Origin of the sequence: Rhodococcus sp. Leaf225, assembly GCF_001426145.1 — a bacterium.
Taxonomy (GTDB): domain Bacteria; phylum Actinomycetota; class Actinomycetes; order Mycobacteriales; family Mycobacteriaceae; genus Rhodococcoides.
The window spans coordinates 759,910-778,701 of the sequence record NZ_LMRN01000025.1 but is presented as its reverse complement, the minus strand read 5'-3'; the positions used below and the strand labels follow the sequence as shown (position 1 = coordinate 778,701).

The 18,792-nt window shown below is 64.8% G+C and carries 14 protein-coding genes; 8 read left to right on the top strand and 6 right to left on the bottom strand.

The features are described 5' to 3' along the window. Window positions 1-4 precede the first annotated feature (4 nt). Window positions 5-991 (top strand): aldo/keto reductase, encoded by a 987-nt coding sequence (locus ASG69_RS21790; protein ID WP_056446192.1) that lies wholly within the window; start codon window positions 5-7, stop codon window positions 989-991. Window positions 992-1,168: 177 nt separating this feature from the next. Here ASG69_RS21790 and ASG69_RS21785 read toward each other — a convergent pair whose 3' ends face one another. Continuing rightward, entirely contained in the window at window positions 1,169-2,173 is a 1,005-nt protein-coding gene (locus tag ASG69_RS21785; RefSeq protein WP_235579048.1) for a hypothetical protein, read from the bottom strand. A gap of 57 nt (window positions 2,174-2,230) precedes the next feature. Here ASG69_RS21785 and ASG69_RS21780 point away from each other — a divergent pair, with 57 nt between their 5' ends. After that, the gene (locus tag ASG69_RS21780; RefSeq protein ID WP_268788609.1) at window positions 2,231-2,653 is read left to right on the top strand and encodes a winged helix-turn-helix transcriptional regulator; all 423 of its coding nucleotides are present in this window, start codon (window positions 2,231-2,233) and stop codon (window positions 2,651-2,653) included. Between the two features lie 150 nt (window positions 2,654-2,803). Here ASG69_RS21780 and ASG69_RS21775 read toward each other — a convergent pair whose 3' ends face one another. Beyond that, window positions 2,804-3,877 (bottom strand): GGDEF domain-containing protein, encoded by a 1,074-nt coding sequence (locus tag ASG69_RS21775; protein WP_156380639.1) that lies wholly within the window; start codon window positions 3,875-3,877, stop codon window positions 2,804-2,806. Window positions 3,878-4,854: 977 nt separating this feature from the next. On the opposite strand from ASG69_RS21775, the gene ASG69_RS21770 reads away from it, so the two are divergent. Next, window positions 4,855-6,033, top strand: coding sequence for an MFS transporter (locus ASG69_RS21770; protein ID WP_056445408.1), 1,179 nt, complete (start codon window positions 4,855-4,857; stop codon window positions 6,031-6,033). 673 nt (window positions 6,034-6,706) lie between these two features. Here ASG69_RS21770 and ASG69_RS21765 read toward each other — a convergent pair. Both ASG69_RS21765 and ASG69_RS21760 read right to left on the bottom strand, forming a co-directional pair. Next, a complete protein-coding gene (locus ASG69_RS21765) occupies window positions 6,707-7,501 on the bottom strand; it encodes a serine hydrolase (protein WP_156380638.1) in 795 nt (264 codons plus the stop codon). Window positions 7,502-7,670: 169 nt separating this feature from the next. Beyond that, window positions 7,671-8,855, bottom strand: a complete 1,185-nt coding sequence (locus ASG69_RS21760) for an MFS transporter (protein WP_056445414.1) — start codon at window positions 8,853-8,855, stop codon at window positions 7,671-7,673. A 249-nt stretch (window positions 8,856-9,104) separates the two neighbouring features. Between ASG69_RS21760 and ASG69_RS21755 the strand changes: the two genes are divergently transcribed. Continuing rightward, a complete protein-coding gene (locus tag ASG69_RS21755) occupies window positions 9,105-9,767 on the top strand; it encodes an SDR family NAD(P)-dependent oxidoreductase (protein WP_056445417.1) in 663 nt (220 codons plus the stop codon). A gap of 99 nt (window positions 9,768-9,866) precedes the next feature. Next, window positions 9,867-10,913, top strand: a complete 1,047-nt coding sequence (locus ASG69_RS21750; protein ID WP_056445419.1) for an NAD(P)-dependent alcohol dehydrogenase — start codon at window positions 9,867-9,869, stop codon at window positions 10,911-10,913. Window positions 10,914-10,995: 82 nt separating this feature from the next. On the opposite strand, the gene ASG69_RS21745 is transcribed toward ASG69_RS21750, so the two are convergent. Further along, window positions 10,996-12,012, bottom strand: coding sequence for an XdhC family protein (locus tag ASG69_RS21745; protein ID WP_056445422.1), 1,017 nt, complete (start codon window positions 12,010-12,012; stop codon window positions 10,996-10,998). Between the two features lie 201 nt (window positions 12,013-12,213). Here ASG69_RS21745 and ASG69_RS21740 point away from each other — a divergent pair, with 201 nt between their 5' ends. Genes ASG69_RS21740 through ASG69_RS21730 form a run of 3 tightly spaced genes read left to right on the top strand, consistent with a single transcriptional unit; the run spans window position 12,214 to window position 15,995 of the window. Then, the gene (locus tag ASG69_RS21740; protein ID WP_235579047.1) at window positions 12,214-12,846 is read left to right on the top strand and encodes a (2Fe-2S)-binding protein; all 633 of its coding nucleotides are present in this window, start codon (window positions 12,214-12,216) and stop codon (window positions 12,844-12,846) included. A gap of 3 nt (window positions 12,847-12,849) precedes the next feature. Then, a complete protein-coding gene (locus ASG69_RS21735) occupies window positions 12,850-13,827 on the top strand; it encodes an FAD binding domain-containing protein (RefSeq protein WP_056445427.1) in 978 nt (325 codons plus the stop codon). Beyond that, window positions 13,824-15,995 carry a xanthine dehydrogenase family protein molybdopterin-binding subunit gene (locus ASG69_RS21730; protein WP_056445429.1) on the top strand — a complete coding sequence of 724 codons (2,172 nt, stop codon included), beginning with the start codon at window positions 13,824-13,826 and terminating at the stop codon, window positions 15,993-15,995. Before ASG69_RS21735 ends, ASG69_RS21730 begins: the two co-directional genes overlap by 4 nt. Before the next feature lie 471 nt (window positions 15,996-16,466). On the opposite strand, the gene ASG69_RS21725 is transcribed toward ASG69_RS21730, so the two are convergent. Beyond that, window positions 16,467-18,792: pyruvate carboxylase (locus ASG69_RS21725; protein ID WP_235579046.1), on the bottom strand; the 2,326-nt coding region annotated here is incomplete at its 5' end.

Sequence of the window (18,792 nt, the reverse complement as noted above, 5' to 3'; positions counted from 1 at the left end):
GATCATGCACACCAGAACATTGGGACAAGGTCTCGTCGTCTCGGCGATCGGACTCGGCGCGATGGGCATGTCCCAGAGCTACGGCCCGAACCCCGGCAGCCGCGAGAACATGATCGAAGTACTGCGTTCGGCAGTCGACCATGGAGTGACTTTCTTCGACACCGCCGAGGTCTACGGTCCCTACGTCAACGAGGAGCTCGTCGGCGAAGCCCTCCGACCGATCCGCCCCCGGGTGGTGATCGCGACGAAGTTCGGCTGGGACATACACAACGGTCGGATGGTGGGGCTCGACAGTAGCCCTCAACAGATTCGTCGTGTCGCCGAGGCATCCCTGACGAGGATGCGAACCGATGTCATCGACCTGTTCTACCAGCACCGCGTAGACCCGAACGTCCCGATCGAGGACGTCGCGGGCACTGTTGGTGAACTTGTCGCCGAGGGAAAGGTCCGTCATTTCGGTCTTTCCGAGGCATCGGCCGCGACCATACGCTCCGCACACGCTGTCCACCCGGTCACCGCAGTGCAGAGTGAGTACTCGCTGTGGACGCGAGACCCCGAAGAGGCGGTTATGCCCACCCTGGCCGAACTCGGCATCGGATTCGTGCCCTTCAGCCCGCTCGGTAAGGGATTCCTCACGGGCACCGTCGACTCGTCGACGACCTTCACCGAGGGCGACATCCGCCAGCGTGTTCCGCGGTTCGAAGCCGACAATCTGGTGGCGAACCAACGATTGATCGCTCACGTACGCGGACTTGCCGAGTCCGCGGGGGCCACACCTGGACAGATCGCACTGGCCTGGCTGCTCGCTCGACAGCCCTGGATCGTTCCGATTCCTGGAACTCGCCGCACAGCGCGCATCCAGGAGAACGCGGCCGCGACGGAGGTGCGACTCTCCGCCGACGAGCTCCACGATCTCGACCGACTCGCCGACAGCGTCGGCGTCCACGGCGACCGCTACAACATCGAGCACATGGCCTATCTGGATCGATGAACAGATTCGATCGGTTTGGTGTCGCACGTGAACCAGACGCCATTCGAAGATCGGGCCGAGACCTGACCAGCGGAAGTCCAGCCCTCTGCGTCACACGAATCTACAATCACCCTCGACGATCGCCGACCGTGACAACACGGTTGGAGTGTGCCCCGCCGTGGGCGAACTACATCGCGGTCAATCCCGCGCATGGTTGCCTCGGTCCTTCCACACGAGGAGAGCGCCGGCCACGACGATCCACACGATGAGAACCGACCAGCCGACCCAGTGATGCGCCCCGCCGAAGTAGCTGACGTCCGTGACGGCACTGATGGCTGCCCCCGGAGGAAGCGTGGCAGCGAACACCCGAGCGAAGTCCGGCAACAGATCGACACCGACGGTCGCACCACTCGTGGAATTACCGATCGTGATCAGCAATATCGTCGCGATCGGCACACCCACGGCCCCGAACCATGCACCCAACGCCTTCGTCGCGAGAGCAGTCGCCGCCGAGAGCAGTGCGAGCGTGATCGCCAATGACACACCGTGACCGGGGAGTGCGCCGAGGACCGGCCCGGCCAACACCGCCGCGAGGACTCCGACCAGCGCGGCGAAGACGGTGACAGTTGCGAGACGGTGACGCAGGTGAAGGTGTGCCGACACCATCATCAGCATCTGCGCCAACACGAACGATGCCAACGACACACCGAAGGCGACGTAGAAGCCCGCTGTTCCACGGCTGTCGTAGCGGACGAGCGGAACGACGTCCTCGGTGACCACCTGCGCTCCGGTAGACCGTGCATAGACACCGACCAGTCGCTCCACCGCGCCGACCGTCGACGGTCCGTTCGCGCCGGCCACGTCGAGATCGAACACCGAGGGCGAGGTCAGTGAGAGCACCGCGACCACGTCACGACCGGTGAGGAGGGCCGTCCCGGCCTCCGAGTCCGGTACCGCGCGGACGTCCACGGAGTCGCCGAGCGCCTGCGAAAGACTCTCTGCGAGTTCCGTACCGACCGCTGCGACCGGAACGGACCTGGGCGTCGGATCTCGTTGAAGACCCACGTACATGCCGATGAACGCGGCGGCGATGAGACCGGCGATGACGAGCGGTTGCAACCACGCCCGCACGGGTGGGCGTGCGGACACATCGCGAGTAGGTGCGCTGACGGACAACGCTCCGGGTCGAGTCGATTCGGGCACGACGCCCCTTCGGGGTAGTTTGGTTGGAATATCCGACTCAATGTAAGGCCAAAGAGTTTGAAAGTCCAACCATCTGACGCACTGACCGTCGCGCTCGATGCGATCAGCGACCGGTGGTCCCTCCATGTGGTCCGGAGCCTTGCGCTCGGATCGGTACGTTTCACCGACATCGCAGCAGACACCGGCGCGCCCCGCGACGTGCTCAGCGCCAGACTTCGCACGCTGGTCACGGACGGCATCGTCGAACGTCGCCCCTACCGCGAGGGATCGACCCGCGACGGGTACTTCCTGACGGCAAAAGGGCGGGATCTTGCCGGAGTGATCCTGGTGATCAAGTCGTGGGGAGACACCTACAGCCCACCGGACGCGCGGCGACGCCGACTGCTCCACACCCGGTGCGAATCGACCATGGAGGCACTCATCGTGTGCGCGCACTGCCGCGAACCCATCGGGTCCGACGAAGTTCGGACCGAACCATGACAACGACTGGCATTGCGGGGTGCCGTACTCGATCGTCTGTGCTCGACACGGTCGTCGACTGAGGGCGCACGCCGTCGGTCGGTCGGTCGGTCGGTCGCACAGTTCTCGCGGACTGACCTGCGCGTACACCCACCTGCGGGCGTCGAAGGGTCATGACCGATCGGGCCCAGCCCAGGGCAGCGGCTCAGCCTGGACGTACGCCGCCTGGTCTCGACCGTACGACTTAGCCGCATACAAGGCCCGATCGGCGGTCGTGGTCACCGCGTCCACCGCCGAACCCGGGTCACACGCCTCGTCCCCGCCCGGGATCACGGTGCAGCGCACCACCCCGACACTGACGGTCACCCTCCCCTCGTCGCGCAGAGTGGTCAGGATCAGCGCCTCCACACCGCCCATGTCCGGGGCCAGACCGAGGACGAGGAACTCCTCCCCGCCCAGCCGCGCCACCAGCACGTTCGGACCAGCCACCGTCCGCAGAGTCACCGCAACCTCGACGAGAACATCGTCCCCGACCGCGTGACCGAACTCGTCGTTGACGGACTTGAAATGATCGATGTCCACCAGGCACGCCAGAAGCGAGCCACCGGAAGTGCAGGCCTGATCCAGCATCATCGCTGCCCGCGCGGTCAGTCCCCGGCGGTTGAGCAGACACGTCAACGGGTCCGTGTCCGCGAGCTCTTCCAGGCGTGCCGTCATCGAGGCGACACGCGATCGCAGCGACGCCATCAACACCGTCGGTACCAGCACAGTGGTGACCGTCGCCCCAACCGCAACGACACGAACCACCCCAACGGTCTCGCCGATGCATACCGCCACCGCCAATGCCATCGCCATTGCCGTCAGCCGCACCGTAACGCGACGCGACGATCCGGAGGCGGCGATCGCCGGGACCACCCCGAGCATCGCCCCGACCGCCGTCGTCGACGCCGGGTCGACGATGACGAACGCCGACACCGCTACCCCCGCCATGCCCCCTGACCCCAGTAGCAAGAACTGCCGATCGTCGAGCACCCCGACGCGCACCGTCACCCCCACCGTCAGCGCGGTGAACACACTGACCGCAACCAGCACCCACACCCCGTTCGGGCGCACAAGCGTCGGCACCAGAAGAGCGATCATCAACAGTGGCACCGCCCCGAATGCAGCGCACGCCACCGCGAGAGAACGGATGTCGTAGCGCTCGCGCGCGAGCCAGGGTCGACCCTCTGGCGTGCGCCTGACCACGTTCACTCCCTCCGGCCCGGACACCCGGGAATACACAGACACGGCACTACGACCCGCCGGCTCCAGGCTTGAAGCAACTACCACGAGTGCGCGACGTGCGCCGACCTACGTGGACTCTGCGTCACCGAAACGTTCGCACACACGGTGGACAACAGGACTGGAATGGATGCGGAGAGCGTCGGCGCGGTCACGGAGCACAACGAGCGCGGCCAGCACTCGACGCAGTCGCGTCACCCCGACGGTTCGGCTGGGTCGATCCCGTGTTGGTCCACGACGAATCCGGCGCGGCGTCGGATACCTCGTCATTGCCCCGCTACTGCGTGCTCGGGAGCCCCCGTCTCAGTGGGCCACGCACCGCACACCCGTGTCCGAGCATCCCACACTCGAACACCTGGTCAGTCGAAGAGTCGAGCCGCTGTCGTGGCAGTTGCCGTGACCGCCCAACCGACTACCACCACGACCATCATGATCGCGAAAACCACTGCAGCCAGGGCTGTTCTGGTTGCTGCGGAGCACATATCGATCAATTGGGGCAACGCCGCAGCACAGTGCCCGACACTGCAATTGCCAACGATCTCTTCATTGTTCGAACCTCGTCACGTCGAAGGGCGGAATGGTCCATAACGTTAGAGGCGCGAGCGGACAAGAGGGAGTCCCTGAGAGGGCACCCCTTTCGCAGGGCGGCACACCGTTAAAGACACAGGCACACGTGGGGTGCCCTGGCAGGGTCTCGCTGAACCGCTCGCCGCTCGTTACCGTGGACAACGGATCGGAGACCGCAGCACTCCGCATTCCGGCCGCGACCCTCGGCAGGTCGGTGGCTCACCACTGCCAGAGCGAGCCGGTGGTCAAAGTCGACCGCCGCTCCGAACGATCGTCCAGACTTGAACCTGAAAGCGACTCACACTGTGTCTTCCACTGCGACACCACTCACCACTGAACGACAACCGCTCCCATTTCTCGTATCCGTGCTGGCGATGGGCACGTTCCTCATGGGTACCTCGGAGTTCGTCGTGGCCGGGCTACTGCCCGACATATCGTCAGACCTCGTCATCGGCACGTCGGAGGCCGGCTTACTGGTCACTGCTTTCGCCATCGGCATGATCGCCACCCCCGTCATCGCGATCGCCACGCTCAAAGTCTCTGAGCGGACCACTCTGCTGGCCGCTCTGGCGGTTTACGCTGCCGGGCACGTCGTCGTGGCACTGACCGACGATCTCTCGGTCATTCTCGTCAGTAGATTCGTGACCGCCCTCGCCACAGGCGCGTTCTGGTCCATCGCTGCCTCCGTCGCGTCCCGGGTGGCGGGCCCGGACGCCAGCGCCCGGGCGATCGGGCTCGTCCTCAGCGGCGGCATTCTTGCAACGGTAATCGGCGTACCACTCGGCTCGATCGCCGGGCAGCTCGTGGGTTGGCGGGGTCCGTTCTGGATTCTCGCCGTGATGGCCTTGCTAGCAACGATTCCCATCGCACGGTTCGTGCCCGACGGAAGTTCGTCCTCGACTGCCGTACCGCTTCGATCGCAGCTCGCCGCACTCGCCACCGGCCGACTATGGGTCGTGATGGCAGCGTGCGTCCTCATATCGTGCGCCGTGATGTCCACGTACTCTTTCATCGCGCCATTGCTGACCGAACGCTCAGGACTCTCCTCCGAACTGCTCCCCGTCGGTCTCGCCATTTTCGGTGTCGGTGCCGTAACCGGCACCCTCAACAGCGGGCGGTTCGCAGGTCGCGCACCGTACGTCACCGCGCTGACGGGCGGCGTCGTCGTCGCGATCGCCCTCTCATTGCTGAGTGTCCTCTCGTCCGACGCCACTATCTCCATCGCCCTCCTAGCGTTCGCCGGAATGGCCGGCCTAGGCACCAACCCCGTACTCATGTCGATGGCGGTGAGGTTCGCCGAAGGAGCTCCGACACTGGCCACTTCACTGTGCACATCGATGTTCAATCTCGGCACCGCTTTCGGTAGCTGGGTCACAGGGCAGGCAATCGTCGGATACGGACCCGTCGCAATTCCCGTTGTCGGCGCGGTCTTCGCGGTGATCCTCGTTGTCCCGCTGACGGCCCTCGTGGTCCTCGATCTCGGTCGCTCGAGACGAACCGACACGACGAGCGCCGGGCAGTGCGCCGACAAGGACGGAGTTGCGATCTGCTGACCAGCCAGTAGGGATCCTCGTACTGCGACGCCGCGCGTGGGGACACTTCGAGTAGAACCACACGGGCCCTGAATGTACTCGGCCATCACGTTGGTGACAGGCGACTGCTGGATCGCTGGACGCTGTGCGAGCTGCGGCGGCGTCACGCGTCCAACTCCTCACGCCACGGCGCCCGCAGCGAGCCCCAATACGCCCCAGGGTGTCGTCGGACATAGCGCGCTTCCGCGCAGGAGGTCCATTCTTGTGGGAATTCATCCCCTGTTGCGACAAGAGGGAACAGTCTTCGACATCGGTGTAGTCGAAGCGAAACCGGTTCTGCAGGTGCGTCTCCCACCGTTAGACACGTGCGGGCACGAGGATCTGTCTCGCAGACCTGGCTCACCTTTCGGCGCATAGCGGTCGATCAACGGTCTCGAGGCATTGACTGTGTCGCCCCGAGCAGCAGCGATGTGCGCTCGCAGTCCCTGCCCATGACGAGCATGGACCGGGTAACTACCGCGTTTCGATGGTGCGAGCGCCTGAGGTGGGACACGAGAACGATCGGGCCGGTGAGGGATTCGGACCACCCACACGCCTTTCGGGGATTTTCTTAAGTCCAGCCGACTTGCCTGCCACCGAAGTCATGGTCGGGTACCGCCGACAGGTCGAACATCGGTGAACCGCCGACGCTGTGTCACCGAGACGTGATGCGCCCGGGCGGAAACAGCGCGGATGCCACTGCCGTCACGGTTGACCGCGCGTGATCAGCTCCGATCGAACCACCGCCGTACATGTCCACATTTTCGCGAGAACCGATGGAGACGATGAACCGATCGTCGAGACCGACGACCCCGGTCGAGAGGTGGATCCAGTCGCCACCCACGCAGCACATCCATCCTTGTTTGACCCCGATGCTGCTCTCACCGCCCAGCGCATCGGGAAGACCGAAACGCTGGTAATAGCCATCGGCGCCCGAGGCAGTGAAATTCTGCAGACTCGTGATGATCGACGCCGAACGAGCAGGTGCGAGACCTGCGCTGCCGTCGACCAGTCGGGAGTAGTACGTGACGACATCGGGCATGGTGGTCAGGGTGCGCCACCACTCCTCTTCGGTACCCACCGACGTGGACGACAGACCGTAGCGCGCAGCTACACGTCCGACGATGTCACTGCGGCCGAACCGGTTCCACAATTGTTCTGCCGCCGAATCGTCCGACGAGCGCAGCATGGAAACGATCAGCGCGGTGTCACTCGAGCTCAGATCGACCTCACCCTGGTCGTCACGGAAAAACAGGTCGTCCGCGATGAAGAGCTTCGACACCGACGCAGTCTCGATGGGGTCGACGTTGCCGTTGTCGGCCCTGAAACCGCTCGCACGATCCATGAAGGCGATGGACACACGCGCGCCGACTGCAGCGCCGACATCGGTCGCGGTACGCAACCGTGCGAGGAACGCCGCTCGGTCGAATTCCGGTGTCTCTGCATCCACGGGGGCAGGCTGTTCGGCGCTTTCCACCGCTCGCGAAGTGGCCGCGAGATCGGCCGCGGTGCAGTGCACAGGCGCGGACACCCAGACCACCAGAACGACGATCGCCCCCACAAGTGCACGACCCGCCGTGACGCGAGAGTCGGGTCGCGCGGTTACTCCGCGCACAGATTCACGAGCGTTCACGAGCCGTCCTCATCGTGACGACGGCGGCGACCACAGCGATGGTCGCGTAGCCGAATGCGATGTGCGGAAGAGCGATGGTGCTTGACACGCGACCGGAGACGAAACTGGGTAGGGCGGCACCACAGTACGAGAAGAGGTATATGGCTGACATCAGCCCCGCACGATCACTGATGTTGGTGTCCGCCAGCAATATTCGAACGGAACCGGTGAACGAGACACCCTGCGCCGCTCCGGCAACGACGCCGAAAGCGATGACACCGGCGATCGATCCGGCCAGCAGACTCGTCGCTATACCGAGTGTGGCGCCCGCGAAGACCAGGATGCCTGCACGCTGCGCGACCAACGGAGCCAGGCGTCCGGTCACAGGACCGCCCACCGCGTAGGGGGCCATGAACGACGCGAACACCACGGCGGCGACAAGCGTGTTGGACGTTCCCAGATGCCGCGCCGCTATCGTCGGACTGAAAGCCTGGTAGAAGCCACCCAACGCCCATGTTGCACCGAACACCGCAACGGCGCCCGGCAACAGCGGTCGAACCGCCGCGGGCACGCGGATTCGAGGACGAAGTGATGCCCATGCGCCCGGCCGACGTTCCACGGTTTCGTGGGCGAGTAGCAGCATGACTGCGCACAACGCCAGACTTACCGTGTCGACCACATAAGTCGACACCAGCGGTGCAGGTCCATAGTGCGCGAGCACGCCGGTCCCCAGTGCACCGATGGTGAGTCCGGACACCGGTGCGCCTGCGGCGGCGCCCGCGGCGAGCCAGCGGGGCTTTCTGGGCGCAGTGTCGATGACATACGAGGTCAAGGCCGAGGACGCGAGGCCGCATGCGATGCCATGAAACACCCTGCCGATCACCAGAACACCGAGACTGGACACGTCGAGAAGGACAAGGCTCCCGATCGCGGCGACGATCACAGCAGTCACAGAGACGACGCGTCGGCCGAGGTGGTCGGACAGTCGTCCGAGCGTCACCAGTGCGGACAGCACAGCGATGAAATACGCCACTGCCGCCAGCGAAAGGTCCCCGGTACTCAATCCTTCGGCGGCACGGTACCGCTCGTACAGAGGAATCGGTGCGCCGGATGCGGCGAACACCGCGACCAGCGCTGCTGTTGCCGCCGCGAAGGCGAAATGTCGGGACGTTCGCGTGTCGACCGAGGTCATGGGCCTACCGCGTGCGTGCGGCGGAGTGCAATCTCGTCGTGCATGCCCTCAGTGAACTCCGCGACTGTCGATTCAGGGAGTCACTGGCGTGGGGTGTACCGACAGGGAACCGTTCATAGGATCCATCGCTTCGCGACAGCGGCATGGGACTTGCCAGTCCGGCATTCACACGTCAGTGTGAAAGAGCGGTGTCGATTCACCCGAACGTCACATCCGCATAATCGCGGTACTACCCAGAGGAGCGTAACAATGACCACAATCGCCATCATAGGCGCAGGTGAGGGGCTCGGAACGGCAGTGGCTCGCCGATTCGGACGCGAGGGTTTCGCAGTCGCTTTGATCTCACGAAATCAGGACAACGTCGACCGCATCGCGACGACACTCGCCGCCGAAGGATTCACGGCGAAAGGCTTCGCCGCCAATGTCCGCGACGCCGCAGCATTGACGTCCGCGCTGGATTCTGCCGCGGAGGAACTCGGTACCGTCGAGGTTCTGCAATACAGCCCCGTGCCCGCGAAGGAGTTCATGAAACCAGTTCTCGAGACGAGTGCCGAGGATCTCGCAGGCCCGGTCGAGTTCTCGATCTACGGACCCGTGACCGCGGTGAATCACGTCTTGCCGGGCATGCGCACGCTCGGCCGCGGCACACTGCTGTTCGTCAACGGATCGAGCGCCGTCCGACCCGGTGCCACCGTCGCCGGAACGTCGATCGCATTCGCCGGCGAAAGCGCCTACGCGCAGTTGCTGCACGACGCACTGTCCCCCGAGGGCCTTCACGTCGGCCAGCTGATCATCCCGCGCGGAATAGGCGGTGGCGAGCCGTCTCACGAACCCGAGGCAATCGCCCAGTCCCTCTGGGACATACACACGACGCGCGCGGACTTTCGCACCTACGTCGCGCCGCTCGACTGATTCCGTGCCCCGGCGGTCGAGCCGAGACGAAGGATGTACTGCTGGTACACCCTTCATCAGGGACTCCCTCGACCGCCGATGCGGGTGTCGACTGGTCGTATGACTACTTCAGTGAAGGCCTACGCCGCCACCGCAGCCGATCAGCCGCTGTCCCCCACCACCATCGACCGCCGCGACGTCGGGCCCCACGACGTCCGCATCGACATCGCGTTCGCCGGGATCTGTCACTCCGACATCCACACCGCTCGAGGCGAATGGGGCCCGGTGCCGTACCCGCTCGTCGTCGGCCACGAGATAGCGGGAATCGTGGCCGAAATCGGATCGGAGGTCACCAAGCACGCCGTCGGAGACCGTGTCGGCGTCGGCTGCATGGTCGGCTCGTGCGGCGAATGCGCCCAGTGCATCAAGGGATCGGAACAGTACTGCCTCGTCGGCAACATTCAGACCTACGGCAGCACCGACCGCGACGGCACCACCACCCAGGGCGGCTACTCCCAGCAGGTCGTCGTCACCGAGCATTTCGTCGTCAAAATCCCTGACGGCATCGAGCTCGACGCTGCAGCGCCGCTGCTGTGCGCCGGCATCACCACCTATTCTCCTCTCCGCCACTGGGGCGCCGGGCCCGGCAAGAAGGTCGCTGTCGTCGGAATGGGGGGACTCGGTCACATGGCCGTCAAGATCGCCCACGCCATGGGCGCCGAGGTCACCGTTCTGTCGCAGTCGCTCAAGAAGCAGGAGGACGGCCTCCGCTTGGGGGCCGACCACTACTTCGCGACCGGGGATCCCGACACGTTCACCGCACTCGCCTCCACGTTCGACCTGATCATCAATACCGTCAGTGCCGCGATCGATCTGAATGCGCATCTGTCGTTGCTCGCTGTCGACGGGGCCATGGTCAACGTCGGCGCTCCTGCCGAGCCCCTGCCCGTGCAGATCTTCTCCCTCATCCCCCACCGACGGACGTTCGCAGGCTCTGCCATCGGCTCTATCGCCGAGACGCAGGAGATGCTCGACTTCTGCGCCGAGCACCACCTGGGGGCAGAGATCGAAGTCATCTCCGCCGACAAGATCAACGACGCGTGGGAGCGAGTACTCGCCTCCGACGTCCGCTACCGCTTCGTCATCGACACGGCCACGCTGGTCTGATCACGCACACAACGGGACCGCCAGTGCACACGCACTGGCGGTCTTGTCGTACCGGAAGCTCAACCTGCTGACCGAAGCCCTGTCACCCGGTGAACAGCCGCTGACGATGTATCGGCCCTTGCAGGTCACGAAGCCGTTGCCCCGAGGCACCTGTTCGATCCGCAATCACCTGAGCCAGGATCGACACTGCCGTCTCCTCCGGGGACTGCGCGTCGAGATCGAGACCCAGGGGTGACTGCACACGCCGTAGTGCCTCTTCGGAATGAACGGCGGCACGCAATCTTTCGAGACGGTCCTCGTGTGTCCGCCGTGACCCGAGAGCACCGACGAATGCCAGATCCTTCATCGCCAGCGCGGCCTCCAACGTCGGCACATCGAACTTGGTGTCATGAGTCATCACGCACACGACCGTTCGGGAGTCGAGCCGCCCGGCAGCGCGTTCGCCCCGAAGGTATCGATGCGGCCAGTCGACGACCACCTCGTGCACCTCCGGGAAACGGTCCCGGGTGGCGAAGACCGGCCGAGCGTCCACGACGGTCACCCTGTAGCCGAGCACTGTGGCCATCGCTCCCAGTGCACGTACGTAGTCGTTGGCGCCGGCCAACACCATCCGCGGCGGCGGCGAGTAGGTGTGAACGAACGCTTGCCCCCCCTCGAGCTCGACGACGACGGTCTCCGTCCTATCGTCGACAATTCTGTGGTGGGGATCTTCGTCGAGCGTGGTGGCGACGGCAACTCGTCGTCCCGCCTCGCGTGCGGCGATCAGCTCGGAAACCCACTCACGATGGCCGGCGTCGAGTCGCTCGATGAAGACCTCGATTTCCCCGCCACACGAGAGACCCACTTCGATCGCGTCCGGGTCCGAGTAGCCGAAACGCTCGGACGTGGCGCGCCCCGTGCTGATCACCTCCAGGGCGGTGTGGATTACCACGGACTCGACGCACCCCGCGGACAGCGAACCCAGGGGCCGCCCTTCGGCAGTGATCAGCATGCTCGCTCCGACGGAGCGTGGTCCTGCGCCCGAGGTTGCCACGACGCGCGCCAAGGCGATGGGCGCGTCGGCGATGAGCGCGGCGATGTCGTGGAGCAATGTGTACATTCGTAGCTCCTCCAGGCGTCGACCCGAGAATACGTGGCGCGCCCGGTTGCAGCCAGAGGCCAAGTCCGCGCAGGGGTTCCCTGTCAGTACGTGTCACATCAGTGCCTGTCCACATCGCGCCCACGGTGCAAGCATCGGATGCACAGCCGTGCAACCATGTTCGTCGCCATCGGGCGTTCGGACACTGCCAAGGAGGGTGCAATGCCAGAGCACGACACCGATAGGCAAGAGCAGGTCCGTCCCTCCCACACCATGACGCGTCGAACCTTCGTCGGCACGTCCATCGCAGCCGGCGGCGCGATCGCTGCGGTATCCCTGCTGAACGGCTGCTCGAACGGCACCGATTCCCCGGCGTCCACGTCGGAATCCTCGCCGTTGCGCCTGACGGTGAATGGCGCCGAACGCGAGTTCGACGTGGACAACCGAACCTCGCTGCTCGACCTGCTGCGAGAGCACACCGAGTTGACCGGCACGAAGAAAGGCTGCGATCAGGGTGCGTGTGGCGCCTGCACGGTCCTGTCGGACGGGCAGCGAGTGTTGTCGTGTCTCACGCTCGCCGCTGCGGCCCACGGCACCGAGATCACCACGATCGAGGGCCTCGAGCGGAACGGGCAATTGCACCCGCTGCAGCAGGCCTTCATCGACGAGGACGGTTTCCAATGCGGGTTCTGTACCTCGGGCCAGATTCTGTCCGGCATCGGCTGCATCCGGGAGGGTCATGCCGGGTCGCGGGAAGAGATTCAGGAATTCATGAGCGGCAACATCTGTCGATGCGGCGCGTATACCAACATTGTCACCGCGATCTCACGAGTGGCCGAGCAGGGAGGTGCGTGAGCCATGTTTCCGTTTCAGTACGACAAGGCTGCCGACGAGGCGGCTGCACTCGACGCGGCGCAGGACGGCGCTCGCTACCTTGCCGGAGGGACAACGCTCGTCGACCTGATGCGCCAGACCGTCGAACGGCCGACGCGAGTGGTCGACATCAACGCACTCCCGTACAGAGATATCGATCTCGACTCGAACCGTCTGCGTATCGGCGCGCTCGCGCGCATGTCCGAGGTCTCGGCAAACGTTCAGGTGCAGGAACAGTTTCCGATGCTCACGCAGGCGCTGGATCTCAGTGCTTCGGCGCAACTGCGCAACATGGCGTCGATCGGGGGCAATCTGTTGCAGCGCCCGCGGTGCCTCTACTTCCGTGATGTGAACGCTCGGTGCAATCGCCGGGAGCCTGGGTCCGGGTGCGCAGCCATCGACGGCCGCAACCGCACACTGGCCATCCTCGGAACCAGCTCCGACTGTGTGGCAGCCCATCCATCCGACCTGGCTGTGGCGCTGACGGCGCTGGACGCCATCGTCATCACTCGCGACCGCGACGGCGAACAGCGCATGGCGATCGCCGACTTCTTCAGACTGCCCGGCGACACACCGGATCGAGAGAACAACTTGCCCCCCGGGGCCCTGATCACGGCCATCGAGATCCCGACCGGTCCGGACACGAGACGGTCCGGATACGTGAAGGTGCGTGACCGCTCTTCGTACGAATTCGCACTGTGTTCGGCGGCTGTCGCGTTGAACATCGACGGCGGCACCGTCCGGTCCGCGCGCGTGGCGGCAGGAGGAGTCGGGACGGTTCCATGGCGGCTCTCCGGCGTCGAAGAACGTCTTGTCGGCCAGACAGCAGGTCCGGCACTGTGGGCAACCGCGTCAGAAGCCGCGGCAGACGGTGCACAGCCTCTCTCCGAGAATGGATTCAAGGTGATTCTGCTCCAGCGAACCGTCCGACGTCAGCTCTCCATGGTGGCGGCACTGTCATGACCTCTCCTCTCGGCGCACCCACGGCACTGACTGGCCAGCCCCTCACCCGCGTCGACGGCCGCCGCAAGGTCACAGGCGCCGCGCTCTACGCAGCCGACAACCCCGTTCCCGGTCATCTCCATGCGGTACTCGTGTGCAGCACGGTGTCTCGCGCAACCGTCGCGGCGATGGACACCGACACGGCCAATGCTCATCCCGATGTCGAGGCTGTGATCACGACCTTCCCCGGGATCGAACTTCCGTACGACATCACGCGAGTGAACTTCTACGGCCAGCCCCTGGCGGTGGTGGTCGCATCCACGTTCGAGGCAGCGACACACGCAGCCGCTCTGGTGACCGTTCGCTACGCCGAGGAACCGCAGAGCACCAACCTCGACGATGCCGCGGAGTCAGATCGCGAACCAAGCCGAACGGGCCCCGCGTACTCTCGGGGAAACGCCGACTCTGTACTGCGCAGCGCTCCTGTCGTCGTCGACCGCCAGTATTCGATCGCCCGTAATTATCACAACCCCATGGAAATTCCCGCGACCATCGCTTCGTGGGAGGGTGATCAATTGACGGTCTGGGACAAGGTTCAGGGAATCCACTACAGCAGAACAGCATACAGCGAAGCCCTTGGAATCCCCGCCGAGAACATTCGGGTGATTTCCCCATTCGTCGGTGGCGCCTTCGGTAGCGCGGGAGAGACATGGCCCCACCAGTTCCTGGCCGCCGAAGTCGCACGACAGCTTCGTCGCCCGGTGAAGCTGTCCCTGACCCGGGCTCAGATGTACGCAGCGATCGGCTATCGCCCGACCAGCCGCCAGCGACTGGCGCTGGCAGCCGATCGGAACGGACGATTCCTCGCCACCGTCCACGAGAGCGAGATCGAGGTGTCGCGTTATGGCGGGTACGAGGATTCCCCGACCGAGGGAACGAGATTGATGTACTCGTCGCCGGCGTACCGATCGGCCGCGACCGTCGTTCCACTGGACACCAGTGAGTCGACGTACATGCGCGGCCCCGGAGCCGTCACCGGCGCCTTCGCGCTGGAGTGCGCGATCGACGAGGTTGCCGACCAAGTGCGCCTGGATCCGATAGAGATTCGGCTGCGGAACGAACCGACCACCGATCAGACCACCGGAGCACCGTTCTCGACGCGCCGGCTTACCGAGTGCTTCCGTCAGGGTGCCGAGACATTCGGATGGTCGCGGCGCAATCCGATTCCAGGTGCGGTCCGCGAAGGATCTCAGCTGATCGGAATGGGAACTGCATCGGCGCTCTACCACACGCTTCGTTCGCCATCGTCTGCGACAGCCCGGATCAACGCCGACGGGACAGCTGAAATCTTCGCCGCTGCGAGCGATATCGGCCCTGGCACATATACTGCGATGACACAGTTGGCCGCCGATGCGCTGGGACTCCCGCTCGACAGGGTCACCTTCTCTCTCGGCGACAGCAACTATCCGCAGGCCGCGACGCAGTACGGGTCGCAGGGAATGGCGAGCATCGGTTCGAGTATCGAGATCACCGCGAACATGTTGCGCGATAGAATCATCAGGACCGCAGTACTCGATCCCTCATCTCCCCTCAACGGTGCACGCCCCGCGGACATCGAAATCGTGGACGGACGTATGCAGCTGCGCGGCGCTTCGTCTCGCGGCGAGTCCTACCGAGAGATGCTGCGCCGCCGCGGTGAGCAGAACATCGAGGCCTCCGAGACCTACACACCGGAAGACGTGAGCGCTCGGTACTCGATGCACGCGTACGGAGCCGTCTTCGCCGAAGTGGCCGTGGACGAACTACTCGGAACCGTGCGGGTTCGCCGCATGTACGCGGTGTACGACGCCGGGCGTGTCATCAATCCGAGAATGGCCCACAGTCAGGCTCTCGGCGGCATGACACAGGGCATCGGAATGGCACTGCTCGAGTCGGCAGAGGTCGACTACCGCGACGGACGTCTGGTGAACGCGAATCTCTCCGACTACCTGGTGCCTGTCAATGCCGATGTGCCCGATCTGGATGCCGCGTACCTCGATTCACGCGACGACATCGCCGATCCGATCGGCGTCAAGGGGTTGGGCGAGGTCGTCATGGTGGGCGTACCCGCAGCCATAGCGAACGCTGTGTACAACGCCACCGGGAGGAGGGTCAACGACCTTCCGATCACGATCGAGAAGTTGCTATGACCCGCAACTGATCTGCCGGTGTCCTGAGTTCGAGATCGCTCGCAACACCCAGCGATCGAGTCTAGAAATCGGTTTCTACCAGGTGCCGATTTTTCGAGAGATGATTGATGAATTCCGTTACGCACTCCGTGATCAGGGTGACCCGGCGACCTCCACCGAGGCATGGAGAGGGTTGCAGGTGGCTCGAGCTGCCGTGCGGACGTAGTCGTGGCGGACGTGTCCCGACGTGACCGGTCTCGGCGGAAAGGTCGAGTGCGTGTGGTCGAGGCCATGGACGTGCGTCTACTCGTCCACGCAGAGCACCTGTGCGGTCGGGCGGTTCATGGGACAGCCCGACCACACCATACGGCGGCGCGACCAATCCTCGAGTCAGGCGCGCTCGCGATCGGCCGCGGCGACGCGCACGGCTCGCACGCGCCCCGAGTTGCGTTGGGCCAGTACGACACCCGCGACCGCATTCGTGACCCGGGTTTAGGACGGTTCCGTCGGATCTCCCACGCTGATGACGGCGATCAGGTCTCCGCCCTCGACCTGAGTGATGCCGGTCATGGCGAGGCGGGTGATGCGTCCGCCACGTGGTGCGGTGATCGACGCTTCCATCTTCATGGCCTCGATGGTGGCGAGTGTGTCACCGGCTCGGACCGAATCACCCGCCACGGCGATCATTGTCACTACACCGGCGAACGGTGATGCCACATGGGACGGATTGTCTCGGTCCGCCTTCTCGGACGCAGGGACGTCCGCCGAGATGGATCGATCCCGCACCGACACCGGCCGTAGCTGACCGTTGAGGATGCACATCACGGTCCGCATCCCAGCCTCATCGGGTTCGGATATCGCCTCGAGCCCGATGAGCAACTCGACGCCCTTCTCGAGTCTGACCCGGTGCTCGTCGCCTTGGCGCAGCCCGTAGAAGAACTGGTTCGCCGACAGCGACGACGTGTCGCCGTACTTCTCCCGGTGCTCGGCCAGTTCCTTCGACGGTCCGGGAAACAAAAGACGAGACAGCGCTTCTCGACGGACCGGACCGGCCGCATCGAGAGCAGTCTCGTCCGCAGCGGTGAGAGGTGCCTCGGAGCGGGCGCCGGCACGACCCGCAAGTGCTCTCCCACGGAACGGTTCCGGCCAACCACCGGCCGGAGTGCCGAGATCCCCGCGCAGAAACCCGATCACAGAATCCGGAATATCGAACGTCCCCGGATCTGCGGCGAAGTCGTCGACGGACACGCCGGCCCCGACCAGGTGCAACGCCAGGTCACCCACGACCTTTGAGCTGGGGGTGACCTTGATCAGGCGGCCGAGCAGACGGTCCGCGTCGGCATACGATTTCTCCACCAGCTCGAACCTGTCTCCCAACCCCAGCGCCATCGCCTGCTGTCGCAGATTCGAGAGCTGACCGCCCGGGATCTCGTGGGTGTAGACCCGGCCGGTCGGGGCGGGGAGCCCGGACTCGAACGGGGCGTACACCTTCCGCAATGCCTCCCAGTACGGCTCCAGATCACACACACTCTGCAAGTCGATTCCTGTATCCCGGTCGGTGTGTGCGGCCGCCGCCACGATCGCCGACAACGCCGGCTGACTGGTCGTACCCGCCATCGGAGCCGACGCCCCGTCCACCGCGTCCGCCCCCGAGGTCCACGCCGCCAGGTACGTCGCCAACTGACCACCCGGAGTGTCGTGGGTGTGCACGTGCACCGGCAAATCGAAATTTTTCCGCAGCGCCGACACCAACGTCGTCGCCGCCGGTGCCCGCAGAAGCCCCGCCATGTCCTTGATCGCCAACACGTGCGCGCCCGCATCGACGATCTGCTCCGCCAACCGCAGGTAGTAGTCCAGTGTGTAGAGCTTCTCGTCCGGATTCGACAGGTCACCGGTGTACGACATCGCCACCTCGGCGATCGTCGTGCCCGTCTCGCGGACCGCGTCGATCGCCGGGCGCATCTGATCGACATTGTTCAGCGCGTCGAAGATGCGGAAGATGTCCACGCCGGTCTGCGCGGCTTCGGCAACGAACGCCGTGGTCACCTTCTCCGGGTACGGGGTGTAGCCGACGGTATTGCGCCCACGCAGCAACATCTGCAGGGCGATGTTCGGTACCGCCTCCCGCAACGCCGCCAACCGCTCCCACGGATCCTCGTGCAGGAAGCGCAGCGCTACATCGTACGTCGCACCGCCCCACGCCTCGATCGAGAACAACTCCGGCGTCGCCCGCGCTACGTAAGGGGCCACTGCCATCAAGCCGGTCGTCCGTACTCGTGTGGCCAGCAACGACTGGTGGGCGTCACGGAACGTCGTGTCGGTGACCGCAAGCGCCTTCTGCTCGCGAAGCCCGCGAGCGAAGCCCTCCGGGCCCAACGCCCGCAGGCGTTGACGGCTGCCATCTCGTGGAGAGAGCGACATGTCCAGTCCGGGCAGCTTGTCCCGCGCGTACACCACGGTGGGGCGGCGACCGTGCGGCATGTTCACGGTGATGTCGGCAAGGTAGCTGAGAATTTTCGTGCCGCGATCGCCGGAAGCGAACGAGGTCAGAAGGTCCGGGCGTTCTTCGATGAACGAGGTTGTGATGCTTCCCGCCCGAAAGTCGGGATCGGCCAGAACGCTCTGCAAGAAGGGGATGTTCGTGGAGACGCCGCGGATGCGGAATTCCGCTATGCCTCGCTGGGCACGGGCGACCGCGTCTTCGAACGTCCGACCACGACAGGTCAGCTTCACCAGCATCGAGTCGAAGTACGCCGACACCTCCGCACCCAACGTCGTCCCACCGTCGAGACGGATACCCGCACCGCCCGGGGTTCGG